This window comes from Sphingobacterium paramultivorum, assembly GCF_014109745.1.
Lineage (GTDB): Bacteria > Bacteroidota > Bacteroidia > Sphingobacteriales > Sphingobacteriaceae > Sphingobacterium > Sphingobacterium paramultivorum.
The window spans coordinates 2744090-2758275 of record NZ_CP058555.1 but is presented as its reverse complement, the minus strand read 5'-3'; the positions used below and the strand labels follow the sequence as shown (position 1 = coordinate 2758275).

10 protein-coding genes are annotated in these 14186 nt (G+C 43.6%); 9 read left to right on the top strand and 1 reads right to left on the bottom strand.

The genetic code is table 11. The features are described from left to right. The first annotated feature begins 87 nt into the window (after positions 1-87). The 6 genes from HS960_RS11950 (at position 88) to HS960_RS11925 (ending at position 9897) form a co-directional block, all read left to right on the top strand. On the top strand, positions 88-3273 hold the full coding sequence (locus tag HS960_RS11950) for a SusC/RagA family TonB-linked outer membrane protein (RefSeq protein ID WP_159728822.1): 3186 nt from the start codon (positions 88-90) through the stop codon (positions 3271-3273). A gap of 11 nt (positions 3274-3284) precedes the next feature. After that, positions 3285-5117: a RagB/SusD family nutrient uptake outer membrane protein gene (locus tag HS960_RS11945; protein WP_159728820.1), complete on the top strand. Its 1833-nt coding sequence runs from the start codon at positions 3285-3287 to the stop codon at positions 5115-5117. Positions 5118-5142: 25 nt separating this feature from the next. Further along, positions 5143-5538 carry a hypothetical protein gene (locus HS960_RS11940; RefSeq protein ID WP_046676362.1) on the top strand — a complete coding sequence of 132 codons (396 nt, stop codon included), beginning with the start codon at positions 5143-5145 and terminating at the stop codon, positions 5536-5538. A gap of 8 nt (positions 5539-5546) precedes the next feature. Further along, positions 5547-6539: a DUF4466 family protein gene (locus HS960_RS11935; RefSeq protein WP_159728818.1), complete on the top strand. Its 993-nt coding sequence runs from the start codon at positions 5547-5549 to the stop codon at positions 6537-6539. 4 nt (positions 6540-6543) lie between these two features. Continuing rightward, a complete protein-coding gene (locus HS960_RS11930) occupies positions 6544-9192 on the top strand; it encodes a hypothetical protein (protein WP_182332778.1) in 2649 nt (882 codons plus the stop codon). A 66-nt stretch (positions 9193-9258) separates the two neighbouring features. Continuing rightward, the gene (locus tag HS960_RS11925; protein WP_153848019.1) at positions 9259-9897 is read left to right on the top strand and encodes a GntR family transcriptional regulator; all 639 of its coding nucleotides are present in this window, start codon (positions 9259-9261) and stop codon (positions 9895-9897) included. Positions 9898-9930: 33 nt separating this feature from the next. On the opposite strand, the gene HS960_RS11920 is transcribed toward HS960_RS11925, so the two are convergent. Next, positions 9931-10728, bottom strand: coding sequence for an SMP-30/gluconolactonase/LRE family protein (locus HS960_RS11920; RefSeq protein ID WP_182332776.1), 798 nt, complete (start codon positions 10726-10728; stop codon positions 9931-9933). Between the two features lie 160 nt (positions 10729-10888). Here HS960_RS11920 and HS960_RS11915 point away from each other — a divergent pair, with 160 nt between their 5' ends. The 3 genes from HS960_RS11915 to HS960_RS11905 are packed head-to-tail and all read left to right on the top strand — an operon-like array spanning position 10889 to position 14183. Then, complete coding sequence (locus HS960_RS11915; protein ID WP_075991900.1) at positions 10889-12211, top strand: aspartate aminotransferase family protein; 1323 nt, start codon at positions 10889-10891, stop codon at positions 12209-12211. Between the two features lie 9 nt (positions 12212-12220). Continuing rightward, complete coding sequence (dgoD, locus tag HS960_RS11910) at positions 12221-13399, top strand: galactonate dehydratase (protein ID WP_075991901.1); 1179 nt, start codon at positions 12221-12223, stop codon at positions 13397-13399. A gap of 16 nt (positions 13400-13415) precedes the next feature. Then, the gene (locus HS960_RS11905) at positions 13416-14183 is read left to right on the top strand and encodes an SDR family NAD(P)-dependent oxidoreductase (protein ID WP_228280296.1); all 768 of its coding nucleotides are present in this window, start codon (positions 13416-13418) and stop codon (positions 14181-14183) included. Positions 14184-14186 lie beyond the last annotated feature (3 nt).

The following is a 14186-nucleotide window of genomic DNA, read 5'->3' as shown; positions in this document are numbered from 1 at the left end:
AGGGTCGAGCGTTATGTTTCCTGAAAAAATACCAATAAACTAAAGAGCTTATAAATCATTTATTTAACCACTTTAACCTGAGTATTCATGATACTAAAGCAGATTAAAATCCGGGATGTAATAAACAGGAGTTGCCTTTTGGTGGGGCTACCTTTTATTTCGATGGCTGCATTGGCAAATGTACCTTCTTCCCTTAACAATGGAAAGATTCCGATCTCGGATGTTTTAAACCCTTCGTCGGGTTTAGCTAAATTTCAGCAGCAGCTTGTCGGGCAGGTGCTGGACGCCAAAGGGCAGCCACTGTCCGGTGTAGAAGTGCGTAACCTTAAAAATGCAACTGTTACCGTTACGGATCAAGAAGGTCGTTTTAAATTAACGGGTTCCGTTTCAGATCAGATTCAATTTCGGTTAATCGGTTTTAATACAAAAGTGGTGTCGGGGAAAGATGTGCAGGCTTTGGTGCTTGATACGATCGAAAATGCACTGGATGAGGTTGTTGTGGTGGGGTATGGTAAGCAGAAAAAAGGCAACTTGACCGGTGCTGTGGCCAGTGTCAATTTTGATCAATCGACCTCGAGTCGGGGTCTTTCCAATGCCTCGCAGGCATTGCAAGGTGTTATTCCTGGTTTGGCCGTAAGTCAAAACTCCGGAATGGCCGGAAATAATGCAGCGGATCTTTTGATCCGGGGATTGGGGACGGTCAACAGTGCTGGACCGCTGATCGTGGTCGATGGAATGCCCGATGTCAATATGAACCGTGTGAATGTGAATGATATTGAAAGTGTGACCGTACTAAAAGATGCTTCTTCCGCTGCAGTATACGGTTCCAGAGCGGCCAATGGGGTTGTATTGATTACGACAAAGTCTGGTAAAAGAAACAGTAGGACGGCTATTTCCTTTAGTGCCAACAAATCGCTGGTGAAACCTACCCGCTCTTTTGATTTTGTCAATAATTATGCAAAAGCAATGACGGCTACTCAAAGGGCGCAGGCCTATAATACGGCCGCATCTGCATTCAATTTTAAGAATGGAACCATCGACGAATGGTTGGCTTTAAGTATGATCGACCCGAGATTATATCCAAGTACCGATTGGTGGGATGTTATTCTCCGCAATGGTCAAAGTGGGAATTATAATGTTTCCATTAATGGAGGGACTGAAAATAATAATTATTATTTGTCTGTCGGTATGCTGGATGAGAAGGGGATACAGATCAATAATGATTTTAAACGTTATAACGCTGCATTTAACTTCGAAACAAAAGTAACCAATACCATCGGTGCTGGGGTCCGGTTCTCCGGAAACTGGTCCGATTACCGTTATAACTACGAAGACGGTATGACTGCCAACTCGACAAGTGGGATGGATCTGTTTACCTCACCAGCAGGTATATTGCCTTATGATCCTATTACCGGTTTTTATGGCGGTGCAATGTCTTACAATGAAAGTCCGCAGGCCAATAATATTTATGCAGATTACATGACGCGCAACCAAAACCACATGAATCAAAAGCAGGCTTTGGTGAATGGTTATTTAAATTGGAAGCCATTTAAAGGATTTGAGGCTAAAGTGGATTATGCCCTAAATTATGATACGCGTTTTCAATGGAAGGCAGATATGCCGACAAAATTATATAATATCCGGACAGGACTGTCTATCCGGGATCTTGTACCGACAAATGATGGGATATATAATACAGACCGGAACAATTACAAAACCCAGCTGAACTTCAAATTGAGTTACGATCATAAGTTTGGCGCTAACCATGATTTCTCTGCTTTGGCCGTGTATTCAGAAGAATATTGGAATAATCGTGTTTTAGCAGGTAGTCGCTTAGATCGTTTGCACCCTAGTCTACATGAAATTGATGGCGCTTCTGAAGACGTGCAAAATGTGTCGGGATCATCATCGGCAGAAGGTTTGCGTTCTTATATTGGACGATTAAATTATACGGCCTTCGGAAAGTATATGTTTGAAGGGAACTTCCGGGTAGATGGTTCTTCACGTTTCTTGCCCGGTGATCAATATGGTTTTTTTCCGTCTGCGGCAGTGGGGTGGCGGATTTCAGACGAGGTATTTATGTCGGCATTTAAGGAAAAGATTAGGATGAGTTCGGCCAAATTTAGAGCTTCTTATGGTTCTTTGGGAAATAATAGTGGTGTCGGATTGTATGAGCAGAAGCAATCTTTGGTCTCTAGTCCTTATTATTTGATTGACAATAGTACAGGAACAGGGTCTGTTGTCAAAGGGTTGATCAATAAGAAACTGATCAACTATGACCTTACCTGGGAAAAGACACGTGTGTTTAATTTGGGTTTGGATCTTGGATTCTTTAAAAATAAACTGACTGCGGAGTTGGATTATTACGAAAGAAAGACGATCGGTATGAACAGGCCTTCGGATGTATCTATGCATCTGACGGGTTTATTCACTGCCCCCCGACGTAATATTGGTGATATGATGAATAAAGGGCTGGAAGCAAATGTTACCTGGAATGACCGAAAGGGGGATGTGGGTTACATGCTGAACTTTAATGTTGGGTATAACAAGAACAAGCTGCTGTCCTGGAATGAGCAGTTGCAAAGAGGTTCGGTATTTATTGATATGCCTTATAATTTTATCTATGCTTTCGAATCGTTAGGCATTGCTCAGTCTTGGCAGGATGTCTATAATGCTGTTCCTCAGGGCGCTTCTCCGGGAGATATTTTGTTGAAAGATGTCAATGGTGATGGCAAATTGGACGCGAATGACCGTGTGGCATATCCAGCTTATCAACTGGGTAGACCAAAGGTGAATTACGGATTCAGAGGTTCGGTGGACTATAAAGGTTTTGATTTTTCTTTCCTGTTGCAGGCTGCCACAGGAAGAAAGGAATTTTGGATGAACAAAGCGAATTCGAACTTTTTAGGAACGGCAAATCAGGCTATTACTGAGGACCAGTGGAATAATATGTGGAGCCTGGACAATCGCGATGCTGATTATCCTAAGTTACTTCCAAGTACATTAGGATCAACGAGTCCAAATGCGTATTTGAGCACATTTTGGCTGCAAAACATGTCTTATTTAAGGGTGAAAAATCTGCAGCTTGGCTATACTTTTAAGAAAGAATTACTGATTAAGCTGGGTATCCAGAAGTTACGTGTATTTGGTTCGGTAGATAATTTAGCGGTATTGACGAGCTTTAAAGGCTTAGATCCGGAGAAAAGTACCTATACCAATGATGCCTATCCGATGACGAAGAGTTTTGTGGTTGGACTGAATGTAGACTTATAATATTTGAACTTATGAAATCGATATATAACATATTGTTTATTTCTTCTTTGCTGCTTCTTGGTTTGTCCGCGTGTCGCAAAGATTTGTTGAATCAGAATCCAACAACAACGCCAAGCTCCGAAACGTTCTGGGTGGACGAAAATGACGCGCTTGCTGCGTTAATGGCGAATTATTCTATATTTAGGCCTTGTTTTGATCGCGACTATCATTTTGATGGACATGGAGATTACCTTAAAATGTACAATACTGGTGCGGCGCCTATTTCATTAACGGTCAATAGTCCGATGAATTATGGCTCTGGTGCATCGGCAATGTACAGAGCATTGTATGGATCTATATTCAGTTCTAACTTTGTGATCGAAAATACCAATGCGCGTTTGTTGCCCGTAGCAAAAACTGATGCTGTAAAACAAACCCTGGAAACTATTGTGGCGGAGGCCAAGTTGTTGCGCGCCATTGCATACTTTAGATTGATTTCCCTATGGGGTGATGTGCCTTATTTTTATAAATCGGCGCCAGCTCCCATAGAGGCTGATACGGTGCGGAGAATGCCTATTGGACAGCTGAAAGATTCTATTATGGCCGATTTGAACTATGCAGTGGACAAATTGCCCAACAAGGGGTCTGCAATTGGTCGTGCCGGTAAGCCTGCTGCATTGGCCTTTCGTGGTAAGTTTCAATTGTACTGGGGGTCGTGGAAGAAAAATGGATGGCCTGAATTGGATGGATTTGTACAATCTGCTGCAGAGGCTAAAACGGCATATACTGCGGCCGCTGCGGATTTTAAACGTGTAATCAATGATTTTGGAATCAAAATGTTTAGAAATGGTGATCCAGGTCAATGGGGTGAATTGGGGAAGGCTGATGTGCTCCCAAATTATTACTATATGTTTATACCTTCTACGGGCAACTTGAGCCAAGATGAGGAAATGGTCATGGTGCTTACCCACGGCGGTGTGGGAACAAAACAAAGTGAGGAGTACCAACGTGTATGGACGGGGCCATTGGTATCTTTAGGACAGAATCAAGCGATTCCGCGCTATGAATTGGCCGACCGTTACCAATCTACCGTTACGGGAGATTTCTTACCAAAGATGGTTCAGCTAGATCCGGTTAAAAATCCTGCAGCACGTACTACGGCAAATTCAGCGGTGAACCCTGAGTCGTACCGTAATCGCGATTATCGCATGAAAGCGACTTTGTTGTGGGATTACGAATTGATTATGAGTATGAGCCCTACGGAGACCACAGGTTATATTCCCTTTGTCTACAAAACTTGGGGAGCTGCGGTGACGGTTAACGGCGTCTCCTATAAAACTTCCTTTACCGATAATACCACAAATCTCTCGGGATTGCAATCGCGTAAATTTGTGCGCAATTATGGTGGCGTGGCGCGTAGTGATGGAAATTACAATTGGCCTTTGATGCGCATTGCTGACGTATACCTGATGTATGCTGAAGCAACCAATGAGATTGGTGGTCCACAGGCGGATGCAATTGATTTGGTTAATAAGGTCAGGCGTCGTGGTAACCTACCTGCGCTTGCTGGAGCTAAAACCTCTTCTCGTGATGCATTTTTTGATGCTATAGAGCAGGAAAGAATTGTTGAGTTGTTTGGCGAAGGGCAGCGTGCGTTTGACTTGAGGAGATGGCGTAAACTGGAAACAGTATTTGGCAAACCTTATGGTGATGGAAAATGGTTCCAGGATAGTTTTGGAAATAATTGGGAACGCTTTTTTTTCAATGAGTCTGAATTGACTTATCAAAAGTGTTATATCTATCAAATTCCGGAAACAGAACGTTCGCGGAATCCGAATTTAACACAAAATATACCTTGGAAATAATATGGTAACACTTGACTGTAATAAAATGAAATATACATTATTTTTAATCGGTATGCTGTTCGTTAGCTTGTCCGGTTGTAAGGATGATTATCCAATGGATGAGGATGGTTTGTTGATCACGACCAGGTCGGAATGTTATGTCAGTAGTTTTGAACTGTTGGGCGCCGATTTTCAGACGGTACGTACAAAAGCTGCGTTGGTGGATACCGTTGAGCAAACCATAAAAGTGGAGGTGCTCTTTGGTACGGATTTGAAAAATCTATACCCACAGTTTTCATTGGTCACCGATGCGGTGTTAGATCCTAAGATTTTAGGAAAACAGGATTTTTCCAATTTGGATACGCCACGTGAATGGACTGTCGTGTCTGGAAATAGAAAGGTTCGTAAGACGTATAAAGTTTATTTGACAGTACAAAAATAAGTAAGCTGATGAAAACAAATTATTTAAAAATAGGGCTGTTGTCCATCGGATTTGGGCTCTTGTTGTTCGGTTCTTGTAAAGAAGAAGCTTATGAAATTCCAACAGCAAAAGATGGTTTGCAAAACGATATTATTAAGCGCTCTTTAGGGCCTAATGTGGTTGGGGCTACCATAGATTTTGCTTATGCTGCGGCGATTTTGCCAGATCAGGGGAAACTTACATCAATTTCTGTAGAAGCCAGTATTTCGGGTGATGAGGGTACCGTGCTTGAAAACAAATCGTACTACACCAGTAGTACAGGGGCAGATATAGGTGTTGTTGTTGGCGACCCTGCTGCAGTAAATGGGAATAGCATGGAGGTGAAATTTACAAAAGATACCTCCGCTTCAACGCTGCGTTATAGCTACAAAATACCGGCAGCAGCAAAAGGTAAATCGGTCACTTTTACGTTCAGGGCGAGGTCCAGTAATGGGCAGGAAATTGCCTTGAAGACCGAAGCTTATGCGATTCGTAATATGGATATGGCTTTGGACTTGATCGGGAAAGACGGCGCGGCCTGCTTTTTTTCTGTGGCCGACCTAAAATGGTATACTGCTACCGAAGCGGCGGCAAACCCGGATAAGATTGATTTGATCTATTTGTACCGGGCATTGCCAACGGTGACTTATGCACATTCTTTGGTTGCTCCCACGACGGATGCCAGTTATTTGCCGAGCTTCACCTTGCCCGTGGGACTGACAAATAAAACGAAGATCGTGAAGGCTTGGACTGTGCGCGATCAACAGTTGGCGCGATTGCAATACAGTGTATTTGTGGACGATGTGGATTTGAAAGATAAATCGTTCGTAGATGCGCCAGATTTTGCGATTAATTTAAAAGCTGAATCAGGAATATGGCTGCAAACGGCTGATGGTAAATACAATGCTTATGTATTTGTCAATAGCGTCAATAATACCACGAAAGAAATGAAGATCAGTGTAAAAAGGTTGCAAGTAAAATAAAGATATGGGTGCAAGGATATGGCTAAAAGTTAAAGGTACTTTTCTGGGGATCGCTTTTATGGCGACCCTTGGAACGTCCTATGGGCAGCAGGCAAAGGTTACTTCGATAAAGGGAAATGGACAGCGCCTGCAGGTGCAGGTGGATGTTCCGACGGCTGGTGTCTATACCTTGGTTTCTGAAGGTGAGGTTATCTATTTGGATAAAATTAAGGCGGCAGATAAAACAGGTATGATGACGCTGTATGCAATGATTGATGTTCGCGCTGCACGATCGACCAAACGGATCGTATTTGACAGCTTTAAAGGTGCGAAGCAAGATCTTGGTAAATTTTATTTTGAGAAAGGGAAGCAGACGGTCGGTATGCAATTGCCAGCTTATTTTAAGATTAAAGCTGTTTCGATCAATGCCTTTGTGCCTCCGGTTGCGCCAGCTGCAGCAGAAAATTATAAACCAAAGATTGTTCCTCCCGCAGGTCACCCGAGGCTATGGGTTAACAAAGAATCATTGCCCGTCGTTAAGGGGCGGTTGGAAGAAGCGGAGCATCTGGAAGCTTGGGGGAAAGTGAAAACACTTGCGCAACAACCTGTTCAATTTATTTTTGATCCGAATAAGGAAATGTTTTACGATGAAAAGCTCGAGCGTGCTATTGAATCAAAAGCGTTTTATTACCTCATGTCCGGTGACGAAAAAATAGGCAGGGAGGCGGTAAGGCTGGCAGATCAATACTTGACAATGTTGGAGTTCGGGAATGTTTCCTATGGTGATATTACACGCGAGTTGGGACGTGCAATTTACACGGGTGCACTGGTGTATGACTGGTGCTACGCATTATTGGATGTACACGTTAAGACCAGTCTGCATAAAAATATGATGCGTCTGGCTCAAGATATGGAAATTGGCTGGCCTCCCTTTTTTGGTATCGAAAGTATTATCAATGGGCATGGGAATGAGGCACAGGTGTCGCGCGATCTGCTGGCAATGAGTATTGCTTTATATGACGAGGATCCTGTACCTTACAAGTATACTTCGTATTCTATTTTGGAAGAATTGGTACCCATGCGCAAGTTTGAGTATCAGTCTCCGCGCCATAATCAAGGTGTTGATTACGGTGGCTATCGTTTTGGGTGGGAAATGCATGGAGCCTGGTTGTATTATCGCATGCTCGGTTATCCGGTTTTTGACGATAATATCAAGAATATGCCCTATTATTGGCTGTATATGCGCACGCCTGACGGAAAAATGTTACGCGACGGCGATATGTTCAATGTAAAGTACAACAGCAGTGCTGATTTTTATTGGAAAAATCCACAGACCATGCTGCTTTGTTACGCCTATTCAGGCAATCCGGTAATTAAGGCTGAGTTTGTCAAACAGGGCGGTTTGCCTGACAATCCAATCTTGTTCCTCCTCTTGGATGATCCAAAATTGAAGCCTGATTTTGACCGTGAGAAAATGCCGTTGACGAAAGATTTTGGACCTATTTTAGGGTCTATGGTTGCCCGGACAGGCTGGAGCGAAGAGAACGGAAGTTCCGATGTGGTTGCAGAAATTAAGGGGGGCGGTTATCATTTTGGCAATCATCAGCATGCCGATGCAGGTGCACTGCAGATTTATCATCATGGTATTCAGGTTGGTGATCTTGGGCTGTATCTTTCGTATGGTTCCCCTTATGATTTTAACTTTAATAAACGGTCGGTTGCACACAGTATGCTGTTGGTGCGTGATCCTGCGGAACCGCTTTTATTCAGGACGAAAACAAACGATGGTGGGACTCGGTTTAGCCAGCGTTTTCCGCGCACGGTTGACGAGGTGTTAAATGATTCCTGGTACCATACCGGAGAGATCAGGGCATCCGCATTTGGTAACGATCCCATTCAGCCGAGCTATAGCTATTTCAATATGGATCTAACGGCGGCATATACGGCTAAAGTAAAATCCTATGCAAAAAGTTTCCTGTTTTTGAATTTAAAGAGAAAGGATGTGCCTGCTGTCATTGTCTTAATGGATGAGCTTAAGACCAATGATAAGAAATTCGAACCCTATTGGCAGATCAATACGCTTGAAAAGCCTGTACCAAGTGAAACAGGTTTTGTGTTGACCAGTAAATTTAAAAACGCAGCCGGTTCTACTTATGTTGATTTGCTGAAGCCACAGTTAAAAGAGTGTGCGGTGAAGTTGTATTCAGATGATTCGACTGCTTTTGTTTTTGGTGATCTTTATCAGGTCAAGTCTCCATGGCCAGAGGCTAGGGGAACACGGATTATGATTTCACCCAAGCAGGAAAGTGATCAGGCTAGTTACGCTTCGGTTTTTCAGATGACGGAGAGTGGCTCTTCAAAATTACCGGTGTATTCGGAGGAAAAAGCGAATTATTACCTCATAAGAGTGGCTGATCGTTTACTGGTGGTGGCCAAACCAAATCAATATCTTGATGAGCCCATTGAATTTGTGGTACCGGGAGATCAACAGTATGAAGTTGTTGTGGTCGGTTTGAAAGATGGTTTCTGGAATATGAAAAGTTCATTAAAAAATAGTAGCTTTAATATAAATGTCCTGAAAGGGAATCATACAACCAGTTGGAAATCTAAAGCCGAAACTATTTATTTGTCGCCGGGAAGACAGTATGGAGCCCAAGAGGGAAAGATTAATTAAAGAATACATTGTTTAAATTTTTTTAATGATTTTGTATTCTTATTTTTGCATAAAATTGTATACAATATGAAAGAGGATTCGCTTGCCTATAAAGTTTATTTAGAAGTACGTAAGAAAATTTTGTCCAGTCAGCTGTCTGGCGGGGCAAGATTGGTGGAGAGTGCTTGGGCGGATAAGATGGCGGTGAGTAGAGTGGCTGTTCGTGAGGCTTTTATGCGTTTAGCAGGGGAGAGTCTGGTTGAGTTTGGTGAAAAAGGTGGCTGCTTTGTGAAGAAAATGACGGTCGAAGATGTGAAGGATATTCGTGAGCTGCGTGAGCTGTTGGAGATAGGCGCATTAAAGATTCTGTTTTCAAAGAAAAGTAAAGAGCTTATCGAAGATTTGGAACTGATCTGCAACGATTTTTCCGACATGGTCAGTAAAGGCTATTATGGTGGCGCTTGCGAGGCGGATGTTCGTTTTCATGAGCGGATTATTGAAGGAACTTGCAATTCAAGGTTGATTTCCATTTACAAGAATAGTAACATCCCCTTATTCCATATGAAACTCGGGGCTATTATGGGGCAGATGGAAGATTACCTGGATACGGAGAAGGAGCATCGCGCTATTGTTGATGCGCTGAAAGCGGATGATTGGAATAAAGCTTATACCACCCTGGTTCATCATTTGGATCGGGGCGAGCAAGAGGCGTTGGAACTGGTTTAATGTTTTTTTGGATTTTTATAGCGGGTCTATTGTTTACAATAGACCCTTTTTTGTGCTGTCCCACTGCAACAATTGCCCTTTTTCAGCTTCTGTAATCATAAGTCCCTGAATGCCTTTTGGGTCTAAAGCACAATTCGTTGGATTCTTCCCCGGTGTAGGTATTTTCTCGGTCGTCTTGTTTTTGGTATCAATGGATAGGATATGTTGCGATCCATAAATCGCTGCAAAAAGATAATTGTCGTGCGTGAGGGCTATGCCGTCCGGGCCGATACTACCGCCTGTTTCTATGAATTTTTCGATGTTTTCCACCTGTTGTGTCAAGCTGTTCCAGTGCATTTTCCAGATCCATTTTGTGCCTGTTTCAGCGACAAAAAGTGTGCAGTTGTCTGCTGCAAAGGCCAATCCGTTTGGGTAAAAAAGGCCTGTGTGGATCTTCGTAAGCGCACCATGTTTATGTAGACAGCAGATGTAGCCTGTGCCATCTTCCAGGTCATTTCCCGGGCAGGAGAATAGTAGGTTCCCTTCGGTATCAAAACATAAGTCGTTGGGCATTTTTAATGGCTTTCCTGCGATTTCCGTGACTATTGTCGTCGTGGTTTTGTCGAAGGGATCATAGCAACGGATGCTGTTTTGTTGTGAGTCGCAAAACCATATCATGCCATTTTTATCGATTGCAATTCCGTTGGGATGTCCATTCACAGCTATTCTGCTATACTGATTGTCTTTGTAATAGATCAAATTTCCTGCTTCTTTCTCCACAAGCCATAGGCCACCCTCCCGGTCGAAAGCGGGGCCTTCTGGAAAAAGAAGTCCTTCAATGAGAATGTTCATTTTTAAAAATTTTAAAATTTATTTTAAATGTATACAAAAATATTGTAATTTGGTATACATAAAATAAGGTGTATTTAAATACAATTTATTGATGACTGCAACATGTGTGGCGGTGATCGTCCAATTATAACAATAACAAATAGCAAAACTTTTAATAGGCATGCAAGAAAATGAAAAATCAGCCGCGATACTGCGGGAGAATGCAAGATGGATACCTGGTGGAGTGGTATCGTTAAATCGGAAGTCAGATCCGAATATCTGCTTCGTCAAAGGGAATGGTAGTTTGGTCGAAGATATTGATGGGAACAGCTACATAGATTATCAGGCTGGATTTGCAGCATCCTTTCTGGGGCATAATGATCCTGACGTGAACGCCGCAGTGTTACAGACATTGCAGGAACAGCAGGTATTGATGGGGGCTGGGCCAACGCTACTGGAAGGTGAGTTTGCGGAGCTTTTTTGTCAGTCTGTTCCTTCGGTGGAGAGCGTTCAGATTACAACTACAGGGTCGGAAGCGACTTACCATGCGATCCGTATTGCCCGTGCAGTAACAGGGCGTGATCATGTGATTGTTATGCAGGGGGGCTACAATGGCTGGCATAACGATGTGGCCTGCAATGTGATCAGTCAACGTGCAGATGTTGGCTCATATCAAAGTCCGGGGGAATATCCATTCGATTCATTAAGTGCTGGCGTTCCCAAAAATCACAGCGATTTAGTACACATTGTCAACTACAACGATTTGGAAAGTGTGCTGTATGTGGTTCAAAAATATGATGTTGCCTGTATTTTGTTGGAGCCTATTCTTCAGAATATCGGTATTGTAAAGCCAAAGGAAGGTTACCTGGAAGGCTTACGCAAGATGGCGGACGAGCATGGATTTCTGTTGATCTTTGATGAAGTGAAAACTGGATTTAGACATGCGCTGGGCGGCTATCAGTCGATCTGTGGTATTCAGCCGGATCTTTCAACTTTCGGAAAGGCGGTTGCAAACGGCTACCCATTGGGTGTTATTGCAGGAAAGAAAAAATATATGGATTACTTTGTAGATCCTGATAAGTCGAAGCGGGTGATGATTGCCGGTACTTTTAATGCTTTTCCATTAACGACTGCGGCGGCAATTGCGACATTGAAAAAATTAGGCAGCTCCGAGCATCGAGTTTATGAGCACGTAGAAGCACTTGGTGCGCGTTTGGAGCAGGGATATAACGAAATATTTCCTAAATTAGGCGTACCATTTTATGTCGCACGTCAAGGATCTGCCTTCTGTACATATTTTATGGACCATGCGCCAGTCAATTTTCATGATATTTTGGATAACCACAACTTTGAACTGGATACCCAATATCGTAAAAAGCTTATTAAAGAAGGGATTTTCAATTTCCCGGCACCAATTAAACAAGGAAGTATCTCCTTTGCGCATACGGAGGATGATATAGACAGAACGTTGGAGGCAACTGAACGCGTAATAAAAAGTTTGTAAACCCTAACTATGAAAATAACCGCTATTGAAACCTTTGTGTGCCATGCGCGCATGCGAAATTGGATTTTTGTCAAAATTATTACCGATCAGCCCGGACTTTGGGGCTGGGGCGAAGCCACCTTGGAATGGCATACGCAAAGTGTGGTCGGAGCAATCAAAGATATTTCTCAATTGTTGATCGGTGAAGATCCGCGTCGTATTGAATACCTGTGGCAGATGATGTATAGACAACACTTCTGGCATGGAAACGGGATCGTTCGTGGCACGGCCATCAGTGGTATCGACATCGCCTTATGGGATATTCTAGGTAAAATTCACAATGTCCCTTGTCACGAGTTGTGGGGAGGCCGTGTGCGTGATTATATCCGTTTGTATTGTCATTTAGGTGGAGGTCGCATGGAGGATTTTTATGAGACTGCTCCGGATGATGCCAAACGATTTGGTGATCTTGCACTGAAAGCTGTTGACGAGGGTTTTACCGCTTTTAAATCGATGGCTGTCCCAGAGACAATGTCTTTGGAAGGTCTTCGTCCAATTAAATATGCTGAAGCTTGCGTGAAGGCGATGCGTGACGCTGTTGGCGACGATATTGATATTATGGTGGATTGCCATGCGCGGCCAAGCCCACGTATGGGGATGCAATTTGCGAAAGCATTGGAGCCTTACGGCCTGTATTTCTTTGAAGAGCCATGCTGGCCAGAGACCATGGAAGATATTGCCTTGATTCAACGGGCAGTGACGACACCTATTGCTTCAGGCGAACGTTTGATCGGAGTGCATGCATTTCGGGATATGCTCGAGAAGCGGGCAGTGAGTGTGATTCAACCTGATATTACCCATTGTGGCGGTCTCTCTGAAGCGCGTAAGATCGCAGCTTTGGCTGATGCTTACCGTGTATCTATGGCGCCACATAACCCTCAGGGACCTGTGAGTACGGCCGCCTCCATTGAGCTGGGATTTGCAACACCATCCTACATTATTTGCGAAAGTGTGCATAAGGACGTTGAATGGCGCCAGGACGTGGTTACCGAAGGGTTTACAGTTCAAGAGAAAGGGCGGATTGTTCTGCCGAATAAGCGCGCTGGTTTGGGTATTGAAATCAATGAAGAAGAGGTAAAGAAGCATCCTTTTCAACAGGAAATATTGCAGCGAACCTTCTATAAAGACGGTAGTGTAGGGGATTGGTAGTCTAAAAATAGCGATAATGGAGGAATATAAGAATAAAGTCGTATTGATCAGTGGGGGACTTGGTGATATCGGAAGGGCTATGGCTGAAGCATTTTTGACCCAGCAGGCAATTGTATGCATCTCGGATCGGTTTGAACCACATGTGGCGAGAGAGCGATGGTCCTTGTTGGATGACGCTGGAGCACGTTTGTTTTATGATCAGGTCGATGTTGCAGACGCCAGGCAGGTGGACGCCTGGGTGAAACGCATAAGGCAGGAGTTGGGCGCAATATCCATCTGTATCGCGAATGCTGCATGTGTCACTATTAAAGATTTCAGCACGTTAAGCAACGAGGAATGGAAGAATGAAATGGCCGTTAATCTCGACGGTTCATTCTTCCTGGCGAATGCCTGTGCGAAGTCATTTGTGGAGACTGAGCTTGCGGGCTCGATCATTTTTATGGGTAGCTGGGCTGCACACGCCGTACATCAAAATTTACCGGCCTATAGTGTCTCTAAGGCGGGCCTGCGTATGCTTTGTCAGGCCATGGCTCTTGAATATGCAGCATACGGAATTCGTGTCAACGAAATTGCACCAGGCTATGTCAATGCCGGGCTGAGCAAAGTGGTCTGGTCATCAAACGCCGAACTTCAAATGAAAGCAAAGGCTGTGGTGCCACTTGGCCAGATTATAGAAGCCGAAGAGGTTGCTAAACAGGTGCTATGGATCTGTTCGGACAATTGTAAACATATGACTGGTACCGCAATCGTGATGGATGGTGGACTGTCTTTGATTAGACCTTAACGT